We start from the raw sequence: 26,107 nt of genomic DNA, 5'->3' as shown, positions 1-26,107 counted from the left end.
TCAGTGCAGGCTCCAGGTGTACACGGTCGCCGGCGCCGGTTCCCAGATCTTCGCTTTCTCGATGTTGGGAAGGTAGGCGAGGGAGCGGAACTCCGATGCCATGGCCACCCAGTCGTCATTCTCTGCCAGCACGGCCGGCTTGCAGGCGATGCCGTCGCGCACCACCGCGAAGCCGTCCTTCGTGCCCATGGTGAAGGTGAAAAATCCGTCAAGGTCCGTCAGGCCCGCCTCCAGTGCTTCGTTGAGGCTGGCGCCTTCAGACAGGCGGTACGCGAAATAGCGCGCGGCCACCTCCGAATCGTTGTCAGTGTCGAACGTTTGCCCCTGCTTGCGCAGCCATTTGCGCAGGTTGTTGTGATTGCTGAGCGAGCCGTTGTGCACGAGGCACATGTCCGGCGCCGGCGTGAAGGGGTGCGAATGTTCCGTGGTGACGGCGCTCTCGGTCGCCATGCGCGTATGGCCAATGGCGTGCGTGCCGGACATCTTCTGGAGGCCGTATTTCTTGGCGACCTCGCCCGGCAGGCCCATGTCTTTATAGACCTCCATCAGCTTGCCGTAGCCCATGATCCGCACATCGGGGCGGTTGGCATGCAGCCACTCGATGACTTTGCTTTCGCTGGCCTCCGCGGTCAGCAGCGCGTGATTGCCCTTCTGGCTGACGTCCGTTTCGACACTCAGCCCCGCGCCGAGGTCGCCTGCGAGCTTGCGCCAGGGATAGGCGTCGTCGGCATTGAACAGGGTCAGCTTGCTCCGCCCTTGGGCAACAGGGCTGTGATAGACGGCGATGCCGGCACTGTCCGGACCGCGCTCACTCATGCCGATCAGCATGGTTTCAAGGTGCGCGCCGAGCTTCGATTGCAGGGCGGGATTCTTCACGAACAATCCGACGATACCGCACATGATTTTTGCCTTCCTCCAGGCGCCAGCAATGCCGGTGTGCACCGGCTGTAAGCAGGATAGTGCCAGCCGGGCTCCAGCGCAAGGTTCGTGAAACTTTTTTTACTGTGGGTAAAGATACGGTAAATCAGCTATTCCGCGTTGCGGGCGTAGCAGATGACCGACAGGTAGCGGGCTGGCAGCTTGCGGAGTTCCTCCGGCCCGTGCGGAACATCGGCGTCGAAATAGAGGCTGTCCCCCGGCTGGAGCAGGTAGGTCTTGTCACCGTGGCGGTAGCCGACTTCGCCTTCCAGCATGAACAGAAACTCGACTCCCTCATGCTGAAAGATGGGGAAGACGTCGGAATCCTTGCTGAGCGTGATGAGGTAGGGCTCGACTGCCAGCAGCCGGCTGAAGGAATGGCCGAGCAATTGATACTGATGGCCGGCACGGGTCCCGCGCCGCTCGATCGGCAAGCCCTGGCCGGCCTTCACATGGGTGGCGCTGCGTTCCTCCTCGAAGCGCCGGAAGAAAGCCGTGACTGGCACCTGCAAGGCGCGCGACAGTTCAGTCAAGGTGGCGAGCGAGGGCGAGGTCTGGCCGTTCTCGATCTTGGACAGCATGCCGGCGGACATGTTGGCGTTCTGCGCCAGCTGCGTGACGGTCATGCCGAGCTGGTGCCGGAAAGCCCGTACTTCGCGCCCGATCGCCGATTCCAGGCGCGTTGCGCGCGAGGCGACGTGATGTGGGTCCTGAAACTGGACCCCTCCGCCATTACTACTCTTGGAAGCACTCTGTTTCCTGGTGGAACTTGAGGCCGCACCGGGCCGCTTGCCGGCCGCCTTGCCGCTGGACTTCGCTTCCGCGCGCCGCGTTTCCTTCATTCTCGCCTCGTCCCAGGTCGAACAAGCTCCGCCACCATAACCCGGCGGCCCGTTGGCGTCATTGAGACTTTCGGAGTGTCCCGCGGGCGGCCTAGAGATCGAGTTGGACAACCGATCCGGGCTCGAGCACGTCGACGAAGGCGAAGAACACGATGATCTTGTTGACGCTGATTCCGTCATCCGACAGCGGGAGGAAGATCGTCTCCTCGGTCGTGTAGCGGCCGTTGGTCGCGGTGAACGGCACCGGGTCGAGGACGGGCGCCTTGGTCGCGACGACGCGGTCGTAGCAGCTCAGCGCATCCTCCACCGATGGTCCGAAGAAGCCCTCGATCACCGACTTTCCGGTCGGATCATGACCGCGGACCTGCACATCGGCGGTGCCGACCAGGCGATAGACGTAGCGCCGATCATCAGGCACGACGTCGACAATGGAAATGCATGGCAACAGGCGCGGCGGAATCTCGGACGGATCCAGATCCGCGCGGCTGGGCATCAGGCGGTCGCCGCACTTCTTCCGCCAATATTCATAGAGCGCCACTGTCTCGGGGCGGCAGGTCGGCGGAAATTCCAATCGCCGCTGGTCAGAAGCCATGCATTTCAATTCCCGACTTAGTCGGAATGTCTATAAGCGATTCTATTTGTGCTGCTAAGTGACTGTAAGTAGTAAAGTAATCATGGCATGCAAAACCGAGATTACTTTAGGCCAGCACTCCTTTCACCAGGCCTACACGGGTCAAGGCTGGTGCGCAATGCCGTGGCGCTGCCCATCCTGGAGGGCCTGCTCCACCTCCTTGCGCCGGATCTGCGGCAGGTGGGCCAGGATCTTGGCCAGATGCCCAATGCCGGCCTCGGTTTGCGAAGGCATATCGAAGCCTAGCAGGCCTTCGAACTCCGCCTCCAGCCGCATCGCATCCTCGCGCGATGGCGCGATGGAGAGATATTCCAGGTGACCCGAGCCAGATGCATCCTCGCCCGTCACGATGATACCGCGTCCCTGGCTCCGATCGAAAGCGAGCTTGCGCTCGTTGAGGACGCCGAAGGCCTGGTCGATGGAAATGTCGACCGTGCGGCTGTGGGAGACGACCACCAGCGTGTCGCCATAACGCGGCCCGGCGACGGCCTCAAGGATATGATGGATGTGGGAGCAGCCGCCGATGCGGCCGTTGAACTCGTTGACAATGACATTGCCATCGGCGGTGACGATACCGTCGATATTCACCAGCCCCTCATAGCCAAGATCGCAGCACAGCCGCGCCAGCTCCGTCGCACCAGAAACGAACGACGCCAGCTGATAGGGTGGAACGGCGGACGGCATGATGAGGCCACTCAGGATCGGCGCCTGCCGGACTTCGCCGCAATTAAGGAAGGTGACGGCGTTGTCCGCCGCATCCACTTTGAACTCCGCCGTGACGCAGGCTGATACCGGATAATAGACTTCCACGATCAGCGGCGCGCGATCCGTGTAGGCAAGGCGCGCCCAGGCGATGCGCGACTGGTCGCGGATCTGCGATTCATCCTTTGCCACCAGCACTTCGGGCGCGCCCAGCGCGCCGGTGGCTTCCGCGCGGCTGACGATCAGATTGCCGAATCCGCCGCTGTGGCGGTCCTGCTTGATGATGACCGCACCGGTCTTGTCGATCAGCGCGCCGATGGATTCCTCGAGTTGCCATTGGGTCGCGCAGACCACGCCCTCCGCGATCGAAACGCCCCGACCGGCGGCAACGCTGCGGAACACGCGCTTGTCGTTCAGCAATTCCGCACCGCCCTGCTTCACAAACGGGCGCACGTCGCGTTCGCCGTCCAGGCCGAGACGTTCGGCGAATTGCTGCGTCGAGCGCTCATAGCAATAGGGATAGACGCTCCAGTTGCCGGGGTCGCCGATCATCCGAACCATCCGTTCCGCAAGCCCTGTATGCAGCAGCTCGTGCGCGCGGATCGGGCGGGGATGTCCATTGCCCCAGTCCGGCGTCAGATAGGTGACGGAACCGGGCTCATAGCCCATGGTGCGTGCGATATAGACTTTCATCTGCGGCGACAGATCGCGCGGCAGCACGACGATGTCGCCGGCTTCGGCAAACCATGCCATGCGTCTGGCGGTGATGGCGCTCGCACGGCAGAAATCCGGCGTGAGCGCGCGCTCGTCCGCCATCATGCTTTCATTATCGATGTTCGAAACCAGAATCCGAGGCATCGTTCCCACCAAAATTCATACTGTCCTGCACGACGTACTTGCTTGGCCGGCAGATCGACGGTTGTCGCCTTGCGGAGTCCCCGTCAGCGATGATAGCGCGCCGATTGGGGGAGTAGGCCACTAAAATTTTAGCCTAACCGCGCCCGCGACTTAAGACGTAGATCGATGGGTATAGAGTCTGTGTGGTTATGTCGCCTTGCGGTCCTCGCGCGGCGATAAACCATAGTGACGCCTGTAAACCTTGGCGAAATGTGACAGCGAGACGAAGCCGCAGGCAATCGCAACCTCCGCGACGGACATGTCGGTCTGCCGGAGCATGCGGCGTGCGCGCTCCAACCTGAGCTGCACATAGTATTGCGCGGGCGTGGCCCCGAGATAACGCTTGCACAGCCGCTCGAGCTGGCGCTGCGATACGCCGGTACGCTGGGTCAGTTCGGTCAGCGGCACCGGCTCCTCGATCGCGGCCTCCATGAGCGAGACCGCCTTCTGCACAACGGAGTTGGTGACACCCATGCCCAGCAGCATGCGGCGCTGGTCGTCGGCCGCGGCGCGGATGCCGCCATGGAGGAACTGCCCCGAGATCTGTCGCGCCAGATCCTGCCCCTGATGCGCGCCGATCAGCTGCAGCATCATGTCGAGCGCCGCAGTGGCGCCCGCGCAGGTCAGGATGCTGCCATCCACCACGAACAGGTCGTTGCAGAGCGCGATGTCAGGGAACGCTTCGGCAAAACTGTCGGCATAGTCCCAATGAACCGTGCAGCGTCGCTCATCCAACAGGCCGGCGCGCGCCAGCACGAAGCTGCCGGTGCTGACGGCAGCCAGCGCGACGTTGCGGCGGGACAGGCGGCGCAGGACCTCTTCAACGGTGCGGAAGCGGCGCTGCTCCGCATGGCTGGCGGCGCACACGACGACGAGATCGAAATGGCTTTGCTCGAGAGTCGAGACCGGGGCAGCGGCGACGGTGATGCCGCTGTTGGATTCCACCATCCCGCCTTCTGGGGCGAACAATTCCCATTCATAGAACGTGGCGCCGCTGAGGCGGTTGGCGCCGCGGACCGGCTCGATCACCGAAGCGAAGGACATCAGGGCAAAACCGGGCACCAGGATGACGGCGACGCGGAACGGCGACTTGGCATTGGTGCGCGGTTTCAGGAAATCGGGCAGCAAGCCTCCCTGCAAACCGCCGCGATCCGCGACCTGCGGCGCGTTGCCTGGTCTCTGAGACCTGGCTCGCGCCGTGACGGTCATGCCTGCAGGCTCCGCAAGGCAGCCAATCCAACGATGCCGCCGTCATACTCGGCGATCGCATCCTCGACGCAGGTCCACAGATATTCGGCTGAGGCGATATCCGCCAACAGATGATAGGCGAGCGTGGAGCCAAGATCGGCGCGGATGATGCTGCTGCTCATCTTGGCGACCGAGGTCTGCGCAATGGTGCCAACGGGGCAGTGTTGCGGACGCAGGTCGACGCCGCAGATCTTGGCAAACATCTCGGCCGACTTCTCGCCCGTCACCATGAACCAGGCATGGCTATCCTGGCGCGGCGTCGGATAGCCTTGCTGCGGCCGCGGCGCGGATGGCGCCCATTGCCAGGCCGCGTTCAGCTGGTTGATCAGCCGCCCGGTACCCTGCAGCGCATCCAGCAGGAAGATCTCGGTCGGGGCGAGGCGCGCCGCCAGCTCGCCATCGGCCTGGACATAAGCCTTGTTGCTGTCCGCGCCGATGGTAAGTCCCTGCCTCGTCAGCCATTCGACCGTGCCGCGGCCCTTGAAGCCGCCATGGGACAGGACGGAAAGATCGGCCAGCCCCATGCGTCGTGCAACGGCCATTTCGTTCTCCGCGCGCGCGGGATAGCGCATGGCAACGGCGCCGCCATTCACCTCGGCGAACTCCGCGCCGGCGGCCGCAAGCTTGCGATAGATGAAGCTGCGGCGCTTCAACGTGGCGGGATCGAGGTTGGTCAGACTCGCCATCGCTCACATCTCCTGCCGTTTGTTGTCCGGGTCATAGAATGGGTACTTGGTCACCACGCCTTTGATGCGCCTGCCGCCGTCGACCTTGATGTCGAACTGCTTGCCGGGCTCGCCATCGCTGGGATGCACATAGGCTAGGCCCACCACCTTGTTGAGCGACGGCGATCGCACCGCGGACGTGACTCGGCCGACGATTTCTTCGCCCTTCAGCACCAGGTGGCATTCCTCGGGGCATGGATCGCTGTCGTTGGCCAGGGTAAAGCCGACCAGCTTGCGGGTCAGCGGCTTCTTGGCCTGGATCTCCGCCGACCGGCCGCCGACGAAGAATGGCTTGGTTTTCGCCACCGCCCAGGCCATGTCGGCTTCCCACACGTTGGTCAGGCCGTCGGTGTCCTGGCTGACGATGATGTGGCCTTTCTCCAGGCGCAACACGCGCTGCGCCTCCACGCCAAACGGCCGGATGCCTTCAAGCCCGCCGGCCGCCATCAGCGCATCCCACAAGGCTTCGCCCTGGCTCGCCGGCACGTGCACTTCGTAGCCCAGCTCTCCGACGAAGCCGACGCGCATGATGCGCGCAGGAATGCCGGCCACTTCGGCCATCGCCGCGCCCATATAGGGGAAGGCCTGGGCTGAGAGGTCGACGCCCTCGCACACGCGCTTCAGCACCTCGCGGGATTTCGGACCGGCGATGTTGACGCCGGCATAAGCGGCGGTGACGTTCGCCACGTCGACGTCGAGGCGCCATTGCGCGTTCCACCACAGCATCTGGCGATAGACCGCGTCGACGCCGCTGGTCGTGGCGGTGACGTAGAAGTGCTCGTCGTGGAACCGCACCGCCACGCCGTCATCGGTGATGACGCCGGCATTGTCGGTCATCAGCACATAGCGGCAGCGTCCGACCTGCTGCTTGGCATAGGCGAAGGTGTACATCCGGTTCAGGAACTCGGCGGCATCCGGCCCGCGCACGTCGAGACCGCCCAGCGTCGAAACGTCGATCAATCCGACGCAGGTGCGCACGGCGTTCGCTTCTTCGCGGATCGCCTTGTCGCGCTCGGATTTCTGGCCGTAATAGGCAGGGCGCCACCACAGGCCCGCCGGCATCATCTGTGCCCCCAACTCCAGGTGGCGATGATGCATGGCGGTGCGCCGTTCCGGCTCGAACACGCGGCCGGCCATGTGGCCGAACTTCTCCGGCGTATAAGGTGGGCGCTGCGTCGTGACGCTCATGCGGTTCAGGTTTTCGCCGGTTTCGCGCGCCACGATGCGCACCGCCGCGACGGCGGAGTGCTTGCCTTGGCTCGGGCCCATGCCGAGGGTCGAGTAGCGTTTCAGCAGTTCGACATTGTCGTAGCCGTCGGCGATGCCGTTGATCAGGTCCTTGTATTTGAGGTCCTCGTCGAAATCGACGAAATCCATGCCCTTCTCGTGCGGGAAGATCGGCCAGGGGTGGGTGAGGCCGTCGCAACCCAGCTCCACAGGGGCCGGCGGCTCCGCGCCGGCAGAATGACCGGCATCGCGCGCCGCGAGCCAACCGGCACGCCTGCCGTCCGCCAATGTGGCGTCGAGCACATAGGCCTGGTTGACCGACCCGGCGGCGAACACATGGGCTGGCAAGGTCTCCAGGCGATACATGTGGCTGCCGGTGTCGTAGGCAAACTTGGCGCCGGCGTGATGCAGCAGATGCGCTGCCGGCGAGTAGCCGACCGCCATCAGGATCAGATCGCAGTCCAGAACGCGTCCGCCATCGCCGAGCTTGCCATCGCCCGCGACCGGCGCGGCAATGGCGCCGGTGATGCGAGACTTGCCGTGTCCGGCGATCGCTTCCTTGATGGCGTGACCCGCGATCACGTCGATGCCGGCGCGGCGCACGGCCTGCGTCATCTCGTTCGTCGGCACGGTGGCGCGCAGATCGACCATCGCTCCAATGGAGATGCCGGCATCGAGTATTTCCAGCGCCGCGCCATAACCATCGTCGTTGGCGGTCAGGATGACGGCGCGATCGCCTGGCTTCACGCCATAGAGGCGCACCAGACGCTGCGCCGCCGAGGCGAACATCACCCCTGGCAGATCATTGTTGCGGAAGACCGACGGCTGCTCGATCGAGCCGGTCGCCACCACGACAGATCTGGCGCGCAGCTTATAGAGCCGATTGCCCGTGATCACCGGCAGCCAATTGTCGGCGAACAGACCGGTGCAGACGGCATCGCTCAGCACGCGGATGTTGCGCTTAGCGGCGATTGCGGTTTCCAGCTCCCCCCGAGTCAAGGAGCCGTGCGTGCCATCGACGTTGAACCGCGCGTACCAGAGCGATCCGCCAAGCTCAGCGCCTTCATCCACCAGGATGACCTCCGCGCCGCTCTCCGCGGCCGACAGAGCAGCGGCCATGCCGGCCGGTCCGCCGCCGATCACCGCCACATCGGCGAACAGATATTGCTTGTCGTAGTAGGAATGATGGAAGTCAGCCTTGAGGTCGGCTTTGCCGAGGCCTGCCATGGCGCGGATGATCGGCTCCCATTTCTTCCACGACGTCTTCTGCTCATGGAAGCTCTTGTAATAGAAGCCGACGGGGAGGAAGCGCTCGACCAGTTCCGTGAAGCGGCCCTTATCATCTTCGAACGAGCCGACATAGTTCTGCGCTTCCACCTTCAGGCCCGGCTCGATGCGGCGCTTGTCCGCGAGGCAGTTCGGCTCTTCGCCCACCTGGACGAGGGTGTTCGAATCCTGGCCCGCCATAGTGAGTACGCTGCGCGGCCGGTGATATTTGAAGGAGCGGGAGATCATGGTCTGGCCGTTGGCCAGCAGGGCGCTCGCGATGGTGTCGCCCGCGAAGCCCTCGATGGGCTTGCCTTCGAAGGTGAAGCTGATCGGCTTGCTGCGGTCGATCCAGGCACCGAACGGAGCGGGAAGGCGGTTCATGCCAGCCATCACTTCTTCTCCGCTTGTGGACTTTTGGCGGAAGGGGCGAAGTTCACGCGCTCCTTGAACAGCTCGCTCGCCGGATAGGTCTTCAGGATCTCGTCCGTCACCGTGTTGCGCTCCGCGATGAACCAGAAGGAGGTCGGCACGTGGCACCACCATTCCCGCACCACGCCGGCCTCGTTGTTCTCCAGGAACAGCCAGTCGCCCCAGGCGCGATCGTCGAGCGACGCGGGATCGGGCATCGGTTTCACTTCGCCGCCCCAGGCGAATTCGCTGATGTTGCGCGGGCCGTTGAGGGGGCAGTTCATGATCTTCATCGCATCCTCCTCAATGCCCGACCGAGGCCGCGCCCTTTTCGCCGACCTGCGCGTACTCGACGAAGCGGTCGAGATAGAACGGCTTGATGAGATCGTGCGGCTCATCGTTGGCGATCGTGTGCGCCATGGTCATGCCGCAGACCGGCGTCGCCTTGAATCCCCAGGTGCCCCAGCCACTGTCGATGTAGTAGTTCTTGACCGGCGTCAGCCCCATGACGGGCGAGAAATCCGGCGTCATGTCCGCCATGCCTGCCCATTGGCGCAGGATCTTCACCTCGCCCAGCATGGGCAGCAGCTCGAGCATGTGGCCCAGCAGCCCTTCCTTGAAATCGAGCGTGGAGCGCGTGGAATAGAGGCCGTAAGGGTCGGTCGATCCACCCATCACCAGCTCGCCGCGCGAGGACTGCGACACATAGACGTGCAGCGATCCTGACACGATGATCTGGTCCAGGAACGGCTTCAGCGGCACCGACACGCAGGCCTGCAACGGAATGGTGCGGATCGGCAAACGGAAGCCCGCCATCTTCGCGACCACGGAGGTCGAGCCAGCGACCGCCTGCATCACCTTGTTGGCGTAGACCTTTCCGCGGGGCGTCTCGACGCCTTTCACGGTGCCGTTCTCGATGATGATGCCGGTGACGGGGGTCTGCTGATGCACCTCCGCGCCCATGGCAGTGGCGCCGCGCGCGTAGCCCCAGGCCACGGCATCATGGCGCGCGATCGATCCCGGCGGGTGATAGAGCGCGCCCAGGATCGGATAGCGCACCTTGTCCGACATGTTGAGGTGCGGGCACAGGCGATGGATCTCGTCCGGGAAGATGAGCTCCGAATCGACACCGAGCTGCTTGTTCACCTCCGCGCGCCAGCGGCTGGTGCGCACCGCCGCGTCGGTGTGCGCCAGGGTGAAATGCCCGCGCTCCGAATAGAGGATGTTGAAGTCGAACGCCTGCGACAGGTCGCGGTAGAGGTTCAGCGACTGCTCGTAGAACTTGACGCCTTCGGGCGTCAGGTAGTTGGACCGGATGATCGCCGTGTTGCGCGCCGTGTTGCCGCCGGCGAGGTAACCCTTCTCCAGGACGCAGACATTTGTGATGCCGTGGTCGCGCGCCAAGTAGTAGGCGCAGGCGAGGGCATGCCCCCCGCCTCCGATGATCACGACGTCATAGGAGGACTTGAGGTCCTTCTGCTTTGGGATGAATCGCTGCGGCCGATATTTCCTGCGAAAGCCATAGGGCAGGAGCTTATAGGGAAACAACGCTGGAAGCATGTACGGTCATCCCGGGTGCCGTTGTGGCGCGGCCCCAAAGCTAGCCAAGGCGCGATTCGCTCATCGCTCGATTTCGACGCAGACTAGCCCATAATCGACAGAGACGTCACCGGCATGACGTTTTTGCGTCCGTTCCGTCAGGGAACGAAAGTTTAATGATCCTAAAGTATAGAAGGGGACTCGGCTCAGACGTTGAGGGGATGAGCAGATGGTCTTTGAGCACAGCGGGGCGACTTCGGCAGCGGCCCAGATCTCGAACCGCATGCCGGCGTACGAGACTGCGCAGTTCCTGCGCCACTGCGTAAACCTGCTCAACCACGCCGGCGCCGCCAGCGACACAGCCAACCAGTTGGTGGCGGAGGTGCAGAGCTGGGGCGCCTCCCTGGACAAATCGGTCAACGCCAGCCGCAGCGAACTCAAGGCAGCCGATCAGACCATCGGCGAGCTTGTGCAGCAGGTAAAGGGCCGTGTCGGCCAGACCGAAAGCAATGTAGGCCAGGGGCTCGAGCGCGTGGTCAGCATGCTGAGCGAGCGCGCAGGCGAACTGCAGAAGGTGCTGGCAGGCATCACCAAGATCGGCAACACCGTGCGTATGCTGGCGCTCAACGCGACCATCGAGGCGGCGCGCGCCGGAGAGGCCGGCCGCGGCTTTGCAGTGGTAAGCCAGGAGGTCCGCGCCCTGGCCCAGGATACGCTGAAGAGCGCCGATGAGGCGGCGAGCGCCGTGCAGCTGACCGAACTGCAAGGTGAGCTGGCGCGGCTTGCTGATCTCACGCGCGATGCGCTTGCCAACGTCGCGCGCGCGGTCGAGGAGACCAATGGCCGCCTCCACGAGACGTTCGCCCGGACCACTGCCGAAGTGAACATGATGGCAGAGAGCAACCGCGTGCTGCACGAGGTGTTGAGCGGCATCCGGACCGCGTCCGAGCGGGCCCGCGCGAAAGATGAATGGGTGCGAACGCTTCTGATGAAAGCGGTGGAGGCGTGGAGTACCGGCGATCCGGGCGCCGCTTTCGCACAGCTCCTAGAGGGGGAAGCGGTGAAGTCCGACCCGGCTTTCGACCGACTGGTCGAGGTCAAGCGGCGCGGCACTCTCCGGGTCGCGCTTGAGCCGGATTTCAAGGGTCTGTCTTTCCAGGATCCGAGCGGCCGGTTTACGGGGCTCGACGTCCAGTACGCCGAGGCTTTTGCCAAATGGCTCGGCGTGGCGGTGGAGTTCGTTCCGCAGCCTTGGGATCTGTGCTGCGAACTGCTCCATGCCGGCCGCAGACGCGGCGAAGCGGAGTGCGACGTGGTGTGGAGCGCTCTGCCGCCCAATGCGCGCTGGCGCGGCGTCGCTTATTCGGAGCCCTACACCTATCTGCGCTACGTGCTCGCGCGCCGCGTTGGCGATGCGCGCATCGGCGGGATCGGCGACCTTGAGGGCAAGGTGCTGGGCTGCATCAACGATCCGGCGGCCTTTGCGACCTTGGAGGCGGCCGGGCTCCGCTGGGCCGCCAACATGGGCACGCCCGGCGGCAAGGTGAAGCTCGCCAACCTCATCGCCTATACCGACCAGAGCCGCATTCATGACTGCCTGTCGGAGGGCGCGGTCGATGCCTTCGCAGTCGACAAGCCGATCTATCATTGGGCCTGCACCGGCGCCGGCTCGCCATGGCACGGCAAAATCGAATGCCTGCCGGTCGATCTCGCGCCCGAGCCGTGGTACTACGCCGTCGGCGTGGCGGACGATCCCTCCAGCCATGGGCTCCTGAAGGCCGTCAACCAGTTCATCGACTGGTTCAAGGCCCAGCCCTCACGGGCGGAAATCGAGCGCCGCTGGCAGGGTGAGATTGTTGCCGGCCGCATGACGTATCGTGACGAGCCCGGCAGCCTCAAGGGCGAGACAGAGCTGGCACGAGCGCGCCCGTGAATTATCCTGACAGAAACTGTCAGGGACTCTGAAAAGCCCGCTGGCGTTCGCGTGACGGCTTTGCCATTCTGTCAGCATGTCCAAGTCCGAGCGATTGCTGGCGTTGCTCCAGGCCTTGCGTGCCTATCGCAGGCCCGTCAGCGCGGAACGTCTGGCCGACGAGCTCAACGTTTCGATTCGCACCATCTATCGTGATGTTGTCTCACTGAACGCGCAGGGCGCGACCATCGAGGGCGAGGCGGGCATCGGTTATGTGCTGCGCCCGGGCTTCCTGCTGCCGCCGCTGATGTTCGATGACGAAGAGATCGAGGCCCTGGTCCTGGGCTCGCGCTGGGTCATGCAACGCGGCGACAAGCTCCTGGCTCACGCGGCGCGCAATGCCCTGACCAAGATCGCCGCCGTTCTGCCGGAGGATCTGAAGGAGCGAGTGGAACTGGCCGGCGTCATGGTCGGTGCAAGCCGCGAAGCGGCGCCGGAGCCGGTCGACCTCAGCCCGATCCGTCAGTCGATCCGCGAAGAGCGCAAGATCAAGATCGCCTATACAGATGAAAAGGGCCAGAAGTCGGAGCGCATCATCTGGCCCATCGCACTTGCCTTTTTCGATCGCGCGCGCGTGGTGGCTGCCTGGTGCGAGATGCGCCAGGACTTCCGCCATTTCCGCGCCGATCGCATCGAGAAGGCTAAGCCCCTGAAGCAGCGTTACCCGAAGCGCCGCCGCGTGCTGCTCAAGGACTGGCGAATCACGCAAGGCATTCCGGAACAATTCTAGCGTGGCATCGCGCCGGGCGGATTGCCTATAGTCCCTGCGATCGTCGATCCTTTATTCGCCTGAATTGCAGATCATGAAGGTTCTGGTCACGGGAAGTTCCGGTCACCTCGGCGAGGCTCTGGTCCGCACCTTGCGGGATCTGGAGCATGAGGTCGTCGCACTCGACATCCGGGAGAGTCCGTTCACCAGCCAGATCGGTTCGATCTCGGATCGCTCCTGCGTCCGGCACTGCATGAAGGGTGTCGATGTGGTGTTCCATGCCGCCACGTTGCATAAGCCGCATGTCGCCACTCACGGCAGGCAGGACTTCATCGATACCAACGTCACCGGCACGCTCAACCTGCTGGAAGAGGCGGTGGCGGTCGGCGTCAAATCCTTCATCTGTACCAGCACGACCAGCGTCTTCGGGGATGCGCTGGTGCCGCCGGTCGGGGCCCCGGCGGCCTGGGTGACGGAAGAAGTCGTGCCGATGCCCAAGAACATCTATGGCGTCACCAAGGAGGCGGCGGAGAATCTTTGCCAATTGTTCCACCGCAACCAGCACCTTCCCTGCATCGTCTTGAGGACGTCGCGCTTCTTTCCCGAGGAGGATGACGACAAAGCCGTACGCGCGGCCTATGCGGACGAGAACGCCAAGGCGAATGAATACCTGTACCGGCGGGTCGACATCGAAGATGTGGTGAGCGCGCATCTGCTTGCCGCGCGGCACGCGGCTTCGCTGGGCTTCCGACGTTACATCATCAGCGCGACCACGCCCTTCTCCCGCGACGATCTTTTGGAGTTGAGGCGGGATGCACCGGGCGTCGTGCGGCGCCATGTTCCCGAATATGACGCGGAATACGCGCGCCGCGGCTGGACAATGGCTTCGGGCATCGATCGGGTATATGTCAACAAACGGGCGCGCGACGAGCTCGGCTGGCGGCCACACTATGATTTCAGGTTCGTGGTCGAGCGACTCACGGCCGGGCACGACTTCAGAAGCCCGCTGGCGCGGCTTATCGGATCGAAAGGCTACCACGCGGAGACCTTCCTCGAAGGACCCTATCCGGTTGAGTAGTCGCCCTTCGTTGCGCGCGATCGCTCGTCCGATCTAAGCCTTTCGACCTAGCGTTCCTTAACTCTTTGCTCACGCCTCGCAGTCAAACATGGATGCATAGTAACACTCATGTCACTCTTGTACAGGGTGCGGTATGAACATCATGACATCGCCGGCTGCATCACCGACTGAATCCAGAACTGAGAACGCAGAATGGCGTGTTCTTCTCGCGGACGATCATGCGATGGTGCGGGAGGCGCTCGCTCAGATGCTGGAGCGCCTTGATCCCAATCTGCGCATGCGGCAGGCGCGCAATGTCGATGAGGCGAAGGCGCTGCTGCGAACCGAGACCGCGTTCTCGATAGTACTGCTCGACTACAACATGCCGGGCATGTCCGGCGCGGCCACCATCACGGCATTGAAGAACGAATATCCGACGCTGCCCGTCGGGGTGATCTCCGGCTACGTCTCCAGCGAAGAGGTCGAGCCTTTGATCGCGGCCGGTGCCGCGGGCGTCTTCCCCAAGGCGATGTCCGCACCCGCCCTCCTGATGGCCTTGAAGCTGGCGGTCTCAGGTCAGGTGTTCGTTCCCTGGAGCGGCGACCTCGCGCAGCCGGCCGAACCGGAGCAGCCTGTGGAACCGCTGCCCGCGCTGAGCGATCGGCAGAAGGACGTGCTGGTCCGCGTGGTGGCCGGTTCGCCCAACAAGGAGATCGCTCGCCAGCTCGGCCTCAGCGAAGTCACGGTCAAGATCCATGTCGCTTCATTGTGCCGCAAGTTCCAGGTCGCAAACCGCACCCAGCTGGCCACTGCGGCCATGCGAGCAGGTGTGAAACCGACGGCGGACTGACGCATTCCCTCAGGCGCCGAAGGCGCGGGCAGCGCCCGCTCGCGCGTTTTCTTCGATCTTTTTTGTTGCACGCGCGCCGGCGATCGACCAGATCACTGCGGCCACCTCGCTCAAGGTGAAAGGCTTCGCGATCGTGTATTCGATTCCGGCACGTGCTCGCTCCTCAAGGGAAGCATCCTGCAAGCGGGCACTGGCCAACACGATCGGCCGGGCAAACCGGTGCTCTCTGAGGCGGCTCGCCAAGTCGAGCCCCGACATCTCCGGCATGGCAAGATCGGTGACGACCAGGTCGAACCAATCGGGTTCATCCACAACGACCGCTAGCGCCTCCGCTCCGCTGGCGACATAGGAGACCTCGCAGCCGACCTTCTGCAAGATGGCGCCGAGTGCGTTGCCGGCGCCAGGGTCATCGTCCACCAGCAGGACATGCATGTCCGAAAGCACGGTGGCGGATTCTTTGCCTGCAGCGGCTTGCGCTTGCGCAGTCTCGGTCGGGGCTGCCTGCAAGGGCAGCAGAATGTCGAAAATCGAACCCTTTCCGATGGTGCTGTCCACCGCGATTGCACCACCATGGGCTTTCACGATTCCAAGCACGGAGGCCAAACCCAGACCGGTACCCCGCCCTACATCCTTGGTGGTGAAGAAGGGATCGAACATCTTCTCCATGATGCCGCGACTGATGCCGCTGCCGTCATCCATCACACGGATGCGGGCATAGAACTCAGCCACCTTACCCGCTCCGCCAACCCAGGCGCGTGTCTGCGTCTCCGAGATTGGATCGATGCTGACGACCGCTTGCTGCGCAGCGGGCAAGGTGGGCGCGGAGCCGATCATGCCCGCGTCCTCCGCCAGCACCCGGGCAACCTCGAGCCTGACGGTGCCGCGATTGCCTTCCAGCGCGTCGCGCGCGTTGATGCACAGGTTGAGAATGGCGCGATTGATCTGCGTGGCATTGCCGACGACCGGCAGGCTGCGAGGCTCGATCTCGGTCTCGAACACGGCCGGGCCGGGAATCGAAAGGGCGGCCATGGTGGCGGCCTCGCGGCAAATGGCGCCGACTTCGACGACCGCACGCTCCGACTTTTCGGTGCGGCTGAAGGTCATGATGCTCTGCACCAGCTCCTTGCCTCGCTCCGCCGCGTTCAGGATCTGCTGCGCCATGTGGCGCTGCTCCGGGCGATCTTCGAGATCGAGCTCGAGCAGGGAGCCGAAACCCAGGATGGCGGCGAGGATGTTGTTGAAGTCGTGTGCCACGCCGCCGGCCAACCGTCCGACCGCATCCATCTTTTCGACCCGATGCAGTTGTTGCTGCAGCAGGCTGTGTTCGCGCTCCGCCGCCTTGCGGTCCGTCAGATCGCGAATGACCGCCACGAACCCTTCTTCGCGGCGGCGCATGATATGAGCTTCCCAGTCCCGCTCGGCGCCTGCCAGCGTGCGGCCTCGGATCTCGCCCTTCCACGGCATCTGCCGGTTGGCCTGGCGCAGTCCCCGGAGCAAGGTCCTCGCGCCATCGCGGGTCAGGAACCGCCGCCATGAGCGGAGATTGAGGGTGCGGGTAAAGTCATCGCCGATAAGCTGATGGAACGCCTCATTGGAATAGCCGAGGCGGCCCTCTGCGTCGAACATGGCAATGCCTTCGCCGCTGCTTTCGATGGCGGCAAGCTGGGTCGCCTGCACCCGCTCGATCGCCTCCCGCTGTGCCAGCAGGTTCCGGATCCGGCGCGTGTTGATCAGGTTTCCGATGATGAGAACGACTCCGGCGCTGATCGCGAGCAGAAATGCCGCGACGGTCCACCACATCTCCTTCAGCAGGCTGCCGGAGCGATAGCGCAGCTCATCCTGCACCAGGACGACCCGCGTCATCTCCTCGAATAGGGGCGCCAGCGAAGCCAAGCGGCGCTCGAACGGCTTGACCGATCCGATATCGCCTACCTGGATCCGCTCCAGGTCCTCGTCCAGCAGCGGGAGTTCCGCCAGCACCTTGTGAGTGTTCGGGACAATCGCATCGATGCGCCTGATGTCGACGCCTTCCTGCGAATCCAGGATCAGCGGGATGCGGCTCCAGAAAACATCGAACCGGACCGCCAGTTCATCACGGGCCACCTCCGACGGTTCGATCCGGAAGGTCTTCGCGGCCATCAGCGCATTCTGCAACTCGGTCTGCGCCTCCACCACCAGCCAGGTGCCGGTACGGTAGTTCCAGAAGATCGCCGCTTGAGTTTGATAGATCCGATAGGCGGAAACGATCGTCCCAAGCAGGAAGACACCGATGGCCACCAGCAGCCAGGCGTTCCGCTGGAATGGTCGCGGAAGCGAGAGCATGGGAAACGCCTGGCCTGGGGCAGTCTTACCGGATTTCGAAGGCTTTGATCTGCCAGATCATCTTGGTGTGCGTCGCCTCGGTTCGCAGCGACGGCTCATCGCTCAACGGATAGATCAGCCAGAGCGGCCCCTTGTCACGTACCCGCATGGTCTGGCCGTTCATGCGATAGGCGACGATCACCTTGGGGTTGGCCGAATCCCCTACTGGAATGTCGACCGCATAGTCATTGAGGGCGACTGCGTGAATGGTCTCGCCGTTCGCCGCGGCCAGATCGAGCAGCGCCTTCAGCGGAACGCCTTCGAACGTCACCATGCCTTCGGTCCAGGGGGTCTCGGTCTTCACGATGGACATTGGCATGGCCTCGAACGCGCCTCGGTCCAGCACCAGCTTGCCATCCTGGTTGCCGGACCCGATCTCGCCCGAGATGGTGAGAAGCGCGGGCTCCCCCAAGGCGGCACTCGGCGCCGCACCCAGGAACAGGAGCGCCAGTGCGCTCAACAGGACCTTTAGGAACTGCATAAGACGTCTCCAAATGGCACATGTTGGTGGGCAATCGCGTCGCACGCACATTGCCCCTGCATTGACTTCTAGGCCGTTAATCGCCGCGGGGAAATTCCGCATCCGGATGGCCGCTCATACTTTCGTATGATGCGCTCATGCCGATGACACCGTCGACCATCCTTGGGCGCAATCGACGCCGTCGCCGTCGCCCTGCCATAAGAGAACCGCAACAGAGACACCAAACCCGGATAAACGCGGCACAAGGTAAAGGAGAGGTGAATCATGGCTATGGCGCTTGTGATCGATGACGACCCGCAGGTGCGTTGCCTGATCGCGATGATGCTGAAACGAGCGGGTTATGAGGTCGCGCAGGCCAAGGATGGCGGCGAAGGAATCGAGCTCTGCGCCTCGCTCGAGCCGGAGGTCATCGTCACCGACATCTTCATGCCGCACGTGGATGGCATCGACGTCCTGCGCGAGGCGAAGGTCGGGTCAAGACAGCCGCGCGTCGTTGCGATTTCCGGCGGATCGCCGCGCCTGCCGGTGGATTATCTGAATGTTGCCCAGACATTGGGCGCTGACGCGGTCGTTCAGAAGCCCTTTACTCCCTCGCAGTTGTTGCAGGCGGTTACCGGGAATCCGGAGCACATCTTTGCATAACGCCGAGCACGTTCCTCCCCCCGAAGCAGAGTGACCGTTCGCGATGGCTCGATTGTCCCGACTGCCGGCCAAACCGGCAAAACTCTCGAGCGCAGCATCGTCGAATGGTCACCTGCCGGCGGCGGGCGCGGGCGGATTCGCCCTCACACCGCGCGCGATCATCAAGGCGGTGCCGTCGCGCCGCCCCAGGCCGATGGCGCGCTTGCACAAATACTGAGATCACCCAAAGATCGGTTCACCCGTCGCCTGAGCGAGGAGTCGGCCGATGACGATCCCTGAATGTCCCATGTGCCGCAGTGTAGCGGCAGACCAGGAGCTTGAGCGCGTGCAGGTGTGGGAGGATCGCCTTTGGCGCCTCACCGTCAGCCTGGCTTCGGAAGTGCCGGGCTTTGCCTATCTCGAGCCAAAGCGGCATATCAGATTCATCACCGATCTGGATGGGGCAGAGGCGGCGACGTTCGGTGCTGTCATGGCGCGCTGCACGCGCGCCTTGAAGGAGGCGACGGACACCGACATCGTCTATGTCTACATCTTCGGAGACGGCGTGCCGCACCTGCACGTCCACCTGGCACCGCACCGCGCCGGCGACGCGCTCAATGATCAAATGATTCGCGGCGAGATCGTCGAAGAGAAGATGCCGAGCGGCATGACCCGCATCATGAGCCGCGAATTTCCGGCGCTCCCTGTCGAGCAACTGCGCGCGCTCGCAGAGCGCATTCGGTCCCGCTTGGCACGCTGAATCCGGAGATCAGGGAAGGAAATGGCCCGTGGCAAACGATGTCACCGATGCTCCTTGGTGACAGCGCGGCAGCTCTGGGGGGAGGGACCTGCTGCCGCTTTGGGCGCTCACTCGCGTGCTTGCCACGGGCCGGCGGCGGAATCTGCTGGCCGATGCCGCCGCCACGTCAAGTATCTGTTCCGGCGTCAGGGGCCGACTCCGCCCCGCCAGCCGAAGAACAGGCTGATGATGAATAGCACCAGGAAGATAAAGAACAGCACCTGTGCGATGCTGGACGCAGTCGTCGCAATGCCGCCAAAACCAAAAAGACCGGCGACGATCGCGACGATGAGAAAGAGCAACGCCCAATACAACATACTGGACCTCCATCCCGGCTCCCGCACCTCATCTGCCGCGCAAGCTCGTGATGCGCGGCTTGCTAAGTAAACGGATGCTGCAGGTACAGAGTTCCCTATTCTTGCGCTCTTGATCGGCGCCCCGTGGACGCGCCGCGGGCGGGCGGCGCCAGCTCTGCCTTGTTTTCACGGTAACGTAAGGCGATGGCGGCCTCCGCGGTCAGCACGCGGAACGTGAGGCTCTCTTGCAGATATAGTCGCACCGTATTGGAGGTATGGTTGAGATAGCCGATCGAGAAATCCTCGCCCACCGTCAGCTCGAAATCTCCCCCGCGCATCGACACCACAATGGCGCCATCGATACCAGGCGTCCAAACCAGCGGGCCGTTCAGCAGGCGCTTGACGTGATCATAGACGCGATAGCCGCCTCCAGTCGTGGTCTCGGTGAGGCCGACATAGCAACGTGGACCGAGCGCTATGCCATAGGGCCCGTCGACTCCCAAGTTCCGTAGCTTGCCAAGCGCCTCTGCCACGACCTCCGGATAGCGCACATAATCGTCAGTGAGAGTGAGCGCGCTTTCTAGGGTCGCTTCGAGCATTCCGGTGATGCGCCCGGGTGCAAAGCCGTTGAACACCGCCTGGTTCTCGGCGATCGAAATCGAGCGAGCGGCCTCTGTGACCGGTCTCAGATCCGGGTCCCCGCCGCCGCGGCTGATGATGTCGAGTTCCTCACGCGACAACTCGAACGGCACGCGGAGTTCTATCAGCGGCTGCACCCGGCGGCGCCGGATTTCCACGCCCGGACGAATCTCGGCTCCGACATCTTCCACCCGGCCCAGGTTGATACTGGAGGTTTGCCAGCCATGCGGGCCGCGAAAGTCCACCAGTCGGCGCGCCGCGAGATTGATCTTGAGCGTGCGTTTGGCTTCCTCATCGATCGCTTTCCATTCGCCGCCGGTGAGCGGGGCGAGCTCGCGCAGCAAGTGATTCATGGCGCCACCTCCTCGCCTCTGAGGTCGCCGATCCCAAGGCAGCCATCGCTCACATCGGCCGCATCAGGAGCTTCTGCCCCCACGGCTTCCGCTGCCTCCGCTCCGGCCTCGACCGAGAGGATGTCGCCTTCCTTGAACAGGTACGTGCGAAGCTGCTCGTCCAGCACCGGGTCTTGTCGGCGCAGCCATTCCAGGACCATGGCGGCATGCTCTTTTTCTTCGTCGCGGTTGTGCCGCAGGATCTCCTTCAGCCTCTGATCGGTCGCCGCGTCGATGCGCTGGTCGTACCAATCGATCGCTTCCAGCTCCTCCATCAACGATACCGTCGCCCTATGGCGGTCTATGGTCGCGGGCGATAAATTTTCGGCAGCCTCATGCAGCAGTTCGCTCGACATCGGAATCCCTCTGGCTGACAGCGACAATTGGTCCCACGGCGTGCCCGTGGGTTGTCACCGTTAAACCCTCGGAATCTGTCCCGGTTCCGCTCCCCCGCGCCTCCGGAACCGGTTTCCGGGCGACTTGTTTACTTTCGGTGCCGGGGGCTCGCCCCTGCGAGCCGTTCGGCGCTTCAGAAACTGCCTTCTTTGCAACGCGTTTTATCGGTGACAGGTCATGGCTTTCACGCTTCCCAAATTGCCCTACGATTTCGATGCACTCAGTCCGCATATTTCGCCTGAGACGCTCAAGTTCCACCACGGCAAACACCACAAGGCCTATGTCGACAAGCTGAACAAGGCGATTGAGGGGACGCCATATGCGCAGTTGGCGCTCGGCGAGATCATCCAGAAGAGCTGGCAGAAGGACTGGGAGGTCTTCAACAATGCCGGTCAGCACTGGAACCATTCCTTCTTCTGGCACTGCCTCACGCCCGACGGCGGGGCAGGACCTGGTGGCGATCTCAAGCGGCAGATCGACAAGGACTTCGGCGGGTTCGACGCCTTCCAGAAAGAGTTCGCCGACAAGGCCGCGAAACAGTTCGGCAGCGGTTGGGCCTGGCTGATCCTCGATCGCGACAAGCTGAAGGTGGTCACCACCGCCAACGCAGAGCTCCCGATGCTGCACGGCCAGCAGGCACTCTTGACGTGCGACGTGTGGGAGCACGCGTACTATCTCGACTACCAGAATGACCGCCCAAAGTTCATCGACGCCTTCGTGAAGAAGCTCGCGAACTGGACGTTCGCTGCGGAGCGATTCGAGTTGCGCGGTGAAGGTGACGTCCTTTCGGCGCGCGACTATCAGTCCGCGCAACATGCCTTCGCAAAATCCGGCGCAACGGAAAGTGGCGCACGTCAGGCCGCGCGCGCCTTGGACAGCGACGAAGGTGCCGAGTTGGAGGAGGCGCGGCAACGCACTGGCAAGCGCGCAGCTCGCCGATGAATCAAAACTGAGCGGCGCGGCCACATTGTCGCCACAATCGGCCGCGCCGGCTGCGCATGAGCCGGTGCTCACGGCGAGTTGATTCAGCGCCGAAAGTCGCGGTGAAGCGCCTAGTTTCAATACAATAGGAGCTGCAAGGGTGGGTGGACTCACGTACTCGTGCCTTCCCATTGCGCACGCCGGAACCAAGATTGGGCCCGGCGTGTTTTTTAGGCACGCGACGGAAACTGCGACGAGGAGAGTTTCAGATGCGCGGCATGAAGGTCATCTCTCTAGTTGCCTTGCTGGCGATCGGCGCCGGGTTATCGGCCTGCGGCACCAGCAAAGGTGAGCGTGCGATAACAGGCGGAGCCCTTGGTGCGGGTGCGGGTGCAGCGGGCGGCGCTTTGCTGGGTAGCCCTGGAACTGGCGCATTGCTCGGCGGTGCCGCGGGCGCAGCGGGCGGCGCACTGACCGATCCGGATGATGTCTATTTCGGTAAGCCGATCTGGGAGTGGGACTAACCACTCACACGATCGCAACTTATCGAACCAGCGGCTGCCCGTTTCCCCTCGACGGGCAGCCGTTTCTTATTGGCTCAGCGCTGACGGTTGTTGCCGTTGCGGATCCGGATGGGACGGATCAGGAAGTCATAGATCGCCATGACGGCGACGATGATGAGGACAGCTATCAGATCCAGGTCCGGAACATAGATGGCAAGCACGGTGACCGACGCCACGAAACTTGCCAACGCAGCTAACTTGAGGATCGTATTCAGCATCATCCGGCCTTTTTTGCCATTCCGTGCTACGCTTGGTTTTCGATCGCGCTCGCCAGCCAGCGCGCCGTCCGTAACAGCCTTGCATCCTCTCCGCGGCGACCGACCAGCTGAACGCCGACCGGCAACCCGCTCGGACCGGTGAGAAGCGGCAGTGTGATTGCAGGAACGCCGCACAGAGTCCAAAGGCCGTTGAAGATCGGATTGCCCGTTGAGTCGAATCCGCGCGGGGCCTCTCCGGGGGCCGCCGGCGTGACGATCGCATCATAGCGATCGAACAACTGCTCGAGGCCGTTATTCAGCGCCTCGCGCCAATCCAGCGCCGTCAGATAATCGACGGCGCTTACTTTCAACCCATCCTCGATGATGGCGCGCATCGCCGGGCTGAGCTTGTCCTTGGCCTTCCGGTAATAGGGGCCGAGGTTGCGCGCCATGCCTGCCTGCATCAGCGACCGGTGCGCGCCGAGCCACTCTTCGAAAATCTCCGGCAGAGCCACTTCCGTGCAGCGCTCGCCGAGCGCCTCGACGAGTTCGCGAAAGCCCTCCTGCGTCTCCGGCTCCGCCTGGTCCCACACATTCGACTTTACGAAGGCGATGTCCGGCTGCACTGGCGGGTCGGTCAGCGCGATTTCCAGCAGCTTCGGCGGCGGCGCCAGGCTAGTATCGACATCTCCCGGATCGTGGCCTGCGAGCACCTCAGCGATCATCGCCGCATCGGCAACGGTGCGGGCGAAAACGCCGACCGTGTCGAGCGGACCGACGAGCAACCGGACGCCGGTGCGCGGAATAAGTCCGTGGGTCGGTTTGAAGCCGACGACGCCACAGAAGGAGGCCGGCCGGATCACAGATCCGAACGTCTGGGTCCCAACCGCAAACGACACCATGCCGGCGGCAACGGCAGCGGCGGAGCCGGAGGAGGACCCGCCAGGGGTGCGCTCCGGGTCGTGCGGATTGCGGGTCTTTCCAGGCGCGGCGTAGGCCAGTTCCGTCGTCACAGTCTTGCCCATCACCACGGCGCCGGCCGCGCGCAGGCGTCGCACGATGGTGGCGTCTTTCGCAGGGCGGCGTCCGGCATCGATCGGCGTGCCGTTCTCCGTCGGCATATCGGCGGTGTCGATGATGTCCTTCAGTCCGACGCTAAGGCCATGCAGTGCGCCGATCGGCCGGCCGCTCGCGCGATATTCGTCGCACGCCTTGACGGCCGCGCGCGGCAACTCCGGATCGAAGAAGGCGAAGGCCTGGATAGTAGCGTCTCTGGCGGCGATCCGGCGCAGCTGCGCCTCGATGAACTCGCTCGCCCGCAATTCGCCCCGTTCCATCCGGGCGCGGGCTTCGAGCGCGCTGAGATCGGCGAGGTCCGTCATGGTCATTCCGACCTCACCGCCCGTACAGCAGGTTGGGCAGGTAGAACACCAGGTCCGGGAACACGTACAGCATCACCATGGCCAGCATCACCAATGAGAGGAACGGCAGGCAGCCGCGGAAGATCTGGACCAGTTGCACGAAGGGCGGCGCAATTCCCTTGAGATAGTAGGCGGACATCGCCATCGGCGGTGTCAGGAACGAGGTCTGCAGGTTGAGCGCCACCAGGATCCCGAAGAACAAGGGATCGATGCCGAAATGCGGCAGCAGCGGCAGGAAGATCGGCACGAAGATGATGATGATCTCCGACCATTCCAGCGGCCAGCCCAGCAGGAAGATGATGATCTGGGCCAGGATCAGAAACATCAGCGGCGTGATGTCGAGTCCGGTGACGAATTCGGTGATGATCTGCTCGCCGCCCAGATAGGAAAAGACCGATGAAAAGGTCCAGGAGCCGACGAACAGCCAGCACACCATGGCCGTGGTGCGCACCGTCAGGTAGATGGATTCGCGCAGCCGCTGCCACGTGAGCGCCCGGTAGGCGATGGCCAGCACCAGGCCGCCGAGCGCGCCGACGGCCGCCGCTTCCGACGGTGTCGCCCAGCCGAAGAAGATCGCACCCAGGACCGCCATGATGAGGATAGCGAGCGGAAAGAACGAGGTCAGCAGCAGCAGGAACAGCTGCGGAAGCGGCATCGCTGTCTCTTCCTTCGGGGGCTTGGGCGCGATCTGCGGCTGCACGGCCGCACGCAGGATGATGTAGGTGAGGTAGAGTCCGGCGAGCATCAGTCCTGGAAACAGCGCGCCGGCATAGAGCTGGACGATCGAAACGCCAGACGCCGCAGCGTATACGATTAGCATGATCGAGGGCGGAATGAGAATGCCGAGCGTGCCGCCGGCGCAGATGATGCCGCTGGCAAAGCTGGTATCGTAGCGTGCCTTGAGCATGGCGGGGAACGCCAGCAGACCCATCAGCGTCACGACCGCACCCACGATGCCGGTGGCGGTGGCGAACAAGGTGCAGGTAATCAGCGCGGCCACGGCCATCGAACCTGGCACGTGCCTTGCCGCGATGGCGAGGGTGGCGAACAGGCGGCTAACGATATTGGCGCGCTCGACGATATAGCCCATGAACAGGAACAGCGGCACGGCCGTCAGCACATCATTGGCCATCACCGAGAATGTCTGGTTTATGAAGAGGTCGAATACCCGGTTGTTGAAGAAGCCGCCGACCCAGGTCTCGATCAGGGTCCAGGTATCCGCACCGCTCTCGACCGCGCGATTATAAGTGCGCCACATCCGGGCGGCATCGAAATAGGCGTAGTAGCCGAAGCCGACGCCCATGGCCATCAAGGTGAAGGCAATCGGGAAGCCGAGCAGGATAATGAAGATGAACGCGCCCAGCATAAACAGCGCGATCTGCGGATCGGTCATCGACGAGTCTCCTGGTCTTCACTGGGCGCGACCACGTCGATCGTCTCGGCAGTGCTTCCGCGCAGCTCCTCAACCGTTTCACCGCGCATCAGCTTGACCTCTGTTTCCTCGATGTCATCCTTGGCATGGCTCCAGTAGCCGTCGCGCATGCACATGATGCAGCGCATGGCCTGCGCGACGCCTTGGATGAAGAGCAGGGCGCCGGCCGCGAAGATGATGGTCTTGAACTGGAAGATCGGCACACCGGCGGGGCTGTTCACGCTGACCTCGCCGTAGCTCCAGGAGCGTGCCGAATACTTCCATCCGACGAAGATCAGGGCGATAACGCCCGGAAAGAAGAAGAGGAAATAGAGCAGAAACTCCACGATCGCCTGCGTGCGCGGCTTCCACAGGCGATAGAGGAAGTCGCCGCGCACATGGCCGTTGCGGGAGAGCGTGTAGGCACCCCCCATCATGAACAAGGTGCCGTACATGATGTAGGAGACATCGAAGGCCCAGTCGGTCGGGGCGCCCAGGAGCCGGCGAACGACGACCTCATAGCCGACCCCGAATGTCATTACCATGATCGCCCAGGCGAACGCCTTGCCGAACCACGCGGACAGCCGGTCGGCGAACTCGATATATCGGATCATA

Annotated in this window: 26 protein-coding genes; 8 read left to right on the top strand and 18 right to left on the bottom strand. The window is 63.4% G+C overall.

What is annotated here, in order from left to right; translation table 11 throughout:
• The 9 genes from DTX69_RS01370 to DTX69_RS01330 form a co-directional block, all read right to left on the bottom strand.
• On the bottom strand, window positions 1-900 hold the full coding sequence (locus DTX69_RS01370) for a class II glutamine amidotransferase (protein ID WP_119299691.1): 900 nt from the start codon (window positions 898-900) through the stop codon (window positions 1-3).
• A gap of 128 nt (window positions 901-1,028) precedes the next feature.
• Window positions 1,029-1,760 (bottom strand): helix-turn-helix domain-containing protein, encoded by a 732-nt coding sequence (locus DTX69_RS01365; RefSeq protein ID WP_119299690.1) that lies wholly within the window; start codon window positions 1,758-1,760, stop codon window positions 1,029-1,031.
• Window positions 1,761-1,851: 91 nt separating this feature from the next.
• Window positions 1,852-2,352, bottom strand: coding sequence for a PAS domain-containing protein (locus tag DTX69_RS01360; RefSeq protein WP_119299689.1), 501 nt, complete (start codon window positions 2,350-2,352; stop codon window positions 1,852-1,854).
• A gap of 141 nt (window positions 2,353-2,493) precedes the next feature.
• The gene (locus tag DTX69_RS01355; RefSeq protein ID WP_119299688.1) at window positions 2,494-3,951 is read right to left on the bottom strand and encodes a preATP grasp domain-containing protein; all 1,458 of its coding nucleotides are present in this window, start codon (window positions 3,949-3,951) and stop codon (window positions 2,494-2,496) included.
• A 186-nt stretch (window positions 3,952-4,137) separates the two neighbouring features.
• Window positions 4,138-5,199 (bottom strand): GlxA family transcriptional regulator, encoded by a 1,062-nt coding sequence (locus DTX69_RS01350; protein WP_119299687.1) that lies wholly within the window; start codon window positions 5,197-5,199, stop codon window positions 4,138-4,140.
• Window positions 5,196-5,924, bottom strand: coding sequence for an aminomethyltransferase family protein (locus tag DTX69_RS01345; protein ID WP_119299686.1), 729 nt, complete (start codon window positions 5,922-5,924; stop codon window positions 5,196-5,198). Before DTX69_RS01345 ends, DTX69_RS01350 begins: the two co-directional genes overlap by 4 nt.
• Before the next feature lie 3 nt (window positions 5,925-5,927).
• Window positions 5,928-8,849, bottom strand: a complete 2,922-nt coding sequence (locus tag DTX69_RS01340; protein WP_284735478.1) for a 2Fe-2S iron-sulfur cluster-binding protein — start codon at window positions 8,847-8,849, stop codon at window positions 5,928-5,930.
• On the bottom strand, window positions 8,849-9,160 hold the full coding sequence (locus tag DTX69_RS01335; RefSeq protein ID WP_119299685.1) for a sarcosine oxidase subunit delta: 312 nt from the start codon (window positions 9,158-9,160) through the stop codon (window positions 8,849-8,851). The genes DTX69_RS01340 and DTX69_RS01335 overlap by 1 nt, the downstream gene beginning before the upstream one ends.
• 10 nt (window positions 9,161-9,170) lie before the next feature.
• Window positions 9,171-10,427, bottom strand: a complete 1,257-nt coding sequence (locus tag DTX69_RS01330; protein WP_119299684.1) for an FAD-dependent oxidoreductase — start codon at window positions 10,425-10,427, stop codon at window positions 9,171-9,173.
• A gap of 208 nt (window positions 10,428-10,635) precedes the next feature.
• On the opposite strand from DTX69_RS01330, the gene DTX69_RS01325 reads away from it, so the two are divergent.
• The 4 genes from DTX69_RS01325 to DTX69_RS01310 all read left to right on the top strand — a co-directional run bounded on the left by DTX69_RS01325 (window position 10,636) and on the right by DTX69_RS01310 (window position 14,994).
• On the top strand, window positions 10,636-12,339 hold the full coding sequence (locus tag DTX69_RS01325; protein ID WP_119299683.1) for a methyl-accepting chemotaxis protein: 1,704 nt from the start codon (window positions 10,636-10,638) through the stop codon (window positions 12,337-12,339).
• Between the two features lie 76 nt (window positions 12,340-12,415).
• Window positions 12,416-13,108 carry a helix-turn-helix transcriptional regulator gene (locus DTX69_RS01320; RefSeq protein WP_119299682.1) on the top strand — a complete coding sequence of 231 codons (693 nt, stop codon included), beginning with the start codon at window positions 12,416-12,418 and terminating at the stop codon, window positions 13,106-13,108.
• 73 nt (window positions 13,109-13,181) lie between these two features.
• Window positions 13,182-14,165 carry an NAD-dependent epimerase/dehydratase family protein gene (locus tag DTX69_RS01315; RefSeq protein WP_119300017.1) on the top strand — a complete coding sequence of 328 codons (984 nt, stop codon included), beginning with the start codon at window positions 13,182-13,184 and terminating at the stop codon, window positions 14,163-14,165.
• Between the two features lie 133 nt (window positions 14,166-14,298).
• On the top strand, window positions 14,299-14,994 hold the full coding sequence (locus tag DTX69_RS01310; RefSeq protein ID WP_119299681.1) for a response regulator transcription factor: 696 nt from the start codon (window positions 14,299-14,301) through the stop codon (window positions 14,992-14,994).
• 9 nt (window positions 14,995-15,003) lie between these two features.
• Here the strand turns inward: DTX69_RS01310 and DTX69_RS01305 are convergent, their stop codons facing one another.
• Together DTX69_RS01305 and DTX69_RS01300 are read right to left on the bottom strand one after the other, a co-directional pair.
• Window positions 15,004-17,316, bottom strand: a complete 2,313-nt coding sequence (locus tag DTX69_RS01305) for a response regulator (RefSeq protein ID WP_119299680.1) — start codon at window positions 17,314-17,316, stop codon at window positions 15,004-15,006.
• A 25-nt stretch (window positions 17,317-17,341) separates the two neighbouring features.
• Window positions 17,342-17,836 carry a molybdopterin-dependent oxidoreductase gene (locus tag DTX69_RS01300; protein ID WP_119299679.1) on the bottom strand — a complete coding sequence of 165 codons (495 nt, stop codon included), beginning with the start codon at window positions 17,834-17,836 and terminating at the stop codon, window positions 17,342-17,344.
• 264 nt (window positions 17,837-18,100) lie between these two features.
• Here DTX69_RS01300 and DTX69_RS01295 point away from each other — a divergent pair, with 264 nt between their 5' ends.
• Both DTX69_RS01295 and DTX69_RS01285 read left to right on the top strand, forming a co-directional pair.
• A complete protein-coding gene (locus DTX69_RS01295) occupies window positions 18,101-18,478 on the top strand; it encodes a response regulator (protein WP_119299678.1) in 378 nt (125 codons plus the stop codon).
• Between the two features lie 265 nt (window positions 18,479-18,743).
• Entirely contained in the window at window positions 18,744-19,217 is a 474-nt protein-coding gene (locus tag DTX69_RS01285; protein ID WP_284735477.1) for an HIT family protein, read from the top strand.
• 185 nt (window positions 19,218-19,402) lie between these two features.
• On the opposite strand, the gene DTX69_RS01280 is transcribed toward DTX69_RS01285, so the two are convergent.
• From DTX69_RS01280 to DTX69_RS01270, 3 genes are all read right to left on the bottom strand, one after another.
• Window positions 19,403-19,573 (bottom strand): DUF1328 domain-containing protein, encoded by a 171-nt coding sequence (locus DTX69_RS01280; RefSeq protein ID WP_119299675.1) that lies wholly within the window; start codon window positions 19,571-19,573, stop codon window positions 19,403-19,405.
• A 95-nt stretch (window positions 19,574-19,668) separates the two neighbouring features.
• A complete protein-coding gene (locus DTX69_RS01275) occupies window positions 19,669-20,544 on the bottom strand; it encodes a family 1 encapsulin nanocompartment shell protein (protein ID WP_119299674.1) in 876 nt (291 codons plus the stop codon).
• Window positions 20,541-20,939, bottom strand: coding sequence for an encapsulin-associated ferritin-like protein (locus DTX69_RS01270; protein WP_119299673.1), 399 nt, complete (start codon window positions 20,937-20,939; stop codon window positions 20,541-20,543). Before DTX69_RS01270 ends, DTX69_RS01275 begins: the two co-directional genes overlap by 4 nt.
• Window positions 20,940-21,156: 217 nt before the next feature.
• On the opposite strand from DTX69_RS01270, the gene DTX69_RS01265 reads away from it, so the two are divergent.
• A complete protein-coding gene (locus tag DTX69_RS01265; RefSeq protein ID WP_119299672.1) occupies window positions 21,157-21,921 on the top strand; it encodes a superoxide dismutase in 765 nt (254 codons plus the stop codon).
• A gap of 248 nt (window positions 21,922-22,169) precedes the next feature.
• The gene (locus tag DTX69_RS01260) at window positions 22,170-22,424 is read left to right on the top strand and encodes a hypothetical protein (protein ID WP_322090869.1); all 255 of its coding nucleotides are present in this window, start codon (window positions 22,170-22,172) and stop codon (window positions 22,422-22,424) included.
• A 74-nt stretch (window positions 22,425-22,498) separates the two neighbouring features.
• Here the strand turns inward: DTX69_RS01260 and DTX69_RS01255 are convergent, their stop codons facing one another.
• From DTX69_RS01255 to DTX69_RS01240, 4 genes are read right to left on the bottom strand one after another with little or no spacing between them, the layout of a single operon-like run.
• The gene (locus DTX69_RS01255) at window positions 22,499-22,684 is read right to left on the bottom strand and encodes a hypothetical protein (RefSeq protein ID WP_119299671.1); all 186 of its coding nucleotides are present in this window, start codon (window positions 22,682-22,684) and stop codon (window positions 22,499-22,501) included.
• Window positions 22,685-22,707: 23 nt separating this feature from the next.
• A complete protein-coding gene (locus DTX69_RS01250) occupies window positions 22,708-24,048 on the bottom strand; it encodes an amidase (protein ID WP_284735476.1) in 1,341 nt (446 codons plus the stop codon).
• A gap of 7 nt (window positions 24,049-24,055) precedes the next feature.
• Window positions 24,056-25,474, bottom strand: a complete 1,419-nt coding sequence (locus DTX69_RS01245) for a TRAP transporter large permease (RefSeq protein ID WP_119299669.1) — start codon at window positions 25,472-25,474, stop codon at window positions 24,056-24,058.
• A complete protein-coding gene (locus tag DTX69_RS01240) occupies window positions 25,471-26,106 on the bottom strand; it encodes a TRAP transporter small permease subunit (RefSeq protein WP_119299668.1) in 636 nt (211 codons plus the stop codon). The genes DTX69_RS01245 and DTX69_RS01240 overlap by 4 nt, the downstream gene beginning before the upstream one ends.
• Window position 26,107 lies beyond the last annotated feature (1 nt).

It is taken from the genome of Dongia deserti, assembly GCF_003574735.1.
GTDB lineage: Bacteria > Pseudomonadota > Alphaproteobacteria > Dongiales > Dongiaceae > Dongia_A > Dongia_A deserti.
Note: the sequence above shows the minus strand (reverse complement) of the source record. Positions and strands in the feature narration are given on the sequence as shown.

Coding starts and splice junctions, on each gene's coding strand:
- DTX69_RS01370 (WP_119299691.1), bottom strand. CDS start 900: ATGTGCGGTATCGTCGGATTGTTCGTGAAGAATCCCGCCCTGCAATCG.
- DTX69_RS01365 (WP_119299690.1), bottom strand. CDS start 1,760: ATGAAGGAAACGCGGCGCGCGGAAGCGAAGTCCAGCGGCAAGGCGGCC.
- DTX69_RS01360 (WP_119299689.1), bottom strand. CDS start 2,352: ATGGCTTCTGACCAGCGGCGATTGGAATTTCCGCCGACCTGCCGCCCC.
- DTX69_RS01355 (WP_119299688.1), bottom strand. CDS start 3,951: ATGCCTCGGATTCTGGTTTCGAACATCGATAATGAAAGCATGATGGCG.
- DTX69_RS01350 (WP_119299687.1), bottom strand. CDS start 5,199: ATGACCGTCACGGCGCGAGCCAGGTCTCAGAGACCAGGCAACGCGCCG.
- DTX69_RS01345 (WP_119299686.1), bottom strand. CDS start 5,924: ATGGCGAGTCTGACCAACCTCGATCCCGCCACGTTGAAGCGCCGCAGC.
- DTX69_RS01340 (WP_284735478.1), bottom strand. CDS start 8,849: ATGGCTGGCATGAACCGCCTTCCCGCTCCGTTCGGTGCCTGGATCGAC.
- DTX69_RS01335 (WP_119299685.1), bottom strand. CDS start 9,160: ATGAAGATCATGAACTGCCCCCTCAACGGCCCGCGCAACATCAGCGAA.
- DTX69_RS01330 (WP_119299684.1), bottom strand. CDS start 10,427: ATGCTTCCAGCGTTGTTTCCCTATAAGCTCCTGCCCTATGGCTTTCGC.
- DTX69_RS01325 (WP_119299683.1), top strand. CDS start 10,636: ATGGTCTTTGAGCACAGCGGGGCGACTTCGGCAGCGGCCCAGATCTCG.
- DTX69_RS01320 (WP_119299682.1), top strand. CDS start 12,416: ATGTCCAAGTCCGAGCGATTGCTGGCGTTGCTCCAGGCCTTGCGTGCC.
- DTX69_RS01315 (WP_119300017.1), top strand. CDS start 13,182: ATGAAGGTTCTGGTCACGGGAAGTTCCGGTCACCTCGGCGAGGCTCTG.
- DTX69_RS01310 (WP_119299681.1), top strand. CDS start 14,299: ATGAACATCATGACATCGCCGGCTGCATCACCGACTGAATCCAGAACT.
- DTX69_RS01305 (WP_119299680.1), bottom strand. CDS start 17,316: ATGCTCTCGCTTCCGCGACCATTCCAGCGGAACGCCTGGCTGCTGGTG.
- DTX69_RS01300 (WP_119299679.1), bottom strand. CDS start 17,836: ATGCAGTTCCTAAAGGTCCTGTTGAGCGCACTGGCGCTCCTGTTCCTG.
- DTX69_RS01295 (WP_119299678.1), top strand. CDS start 18,101: ATGGCTATGGCGCTTGTGATCGATGACGACCCGCAGGTGCGTTGCCTG.
- DTX69_RS01285 (WP_284735477.1), top strand. CDS start 18,744: ATGACGATCCCTGAATGTCCCATGTGCCGCAGTGTAGCGGCAGACCAG.
- DTX69_RS01280 (WP_119299675.1), bottom strand. CDS start 19,573: ATGTTGTATTGGGCGTTGCTCTTTCTCATCGTCGCGATCGTCGCCGGT.
- DTX69_RS01275 (WP_119299674.1), bottom strand. CDS start 20,544: ATGAATCACTTGCTGCGCGAGCTCGCCCCGCTCACCGGCGGCGAATGG.
- DTX69_RS01270 (WP_119299673.1), bottom strand. CDS start 20,939: ATGTCGAGCGAACTGCTGCATGAGGCTGCCGAAAATTTATCGCCCGCG.
- DTX69_RS01265 (WP_119299672.1), top strand. CDS start 21,157: ATGGCTTTCACGCTTCCCAAATTGCCCTACGATTTCGATGCACTCAGT.
- DTX69_RS01260 (WP_322090869.1), top strand. CDS start 22,170: ATGCGCGGCATGAAGGTCATCTCTCTAGTTGCCTTGCTGGCGATCGGC.
- DTX69_RS01255 (WP_119299671.1), bottom strand. CDS start 22,684: ATGATGCTGAATACGATCCTCAAGTTAGCTGCGTTGGCAAGTTTCGTG.
- DTX69_RS01250 (WP_284735476.1), bottom strand. CDS start 24,048: ATGACCATGACGGACCTCGCCGATCTCAGCGCGCTCGAAGCCCGCGCC.
- DTX69_RS01245 (WP_119299669.1), bottom strand. CDS start 25,474: ATGACCGATCCGCAGATCGCGCTGTTTATGCTGGGCGCGTTCATCTTC.
- DTX69_RS01240 (WP_119299668.1), bottom strand. CDS start 26,106: ATGATCCGATATATCGAGTTCGCCGACCGGCTGTCCGCGTGGTTCGGC.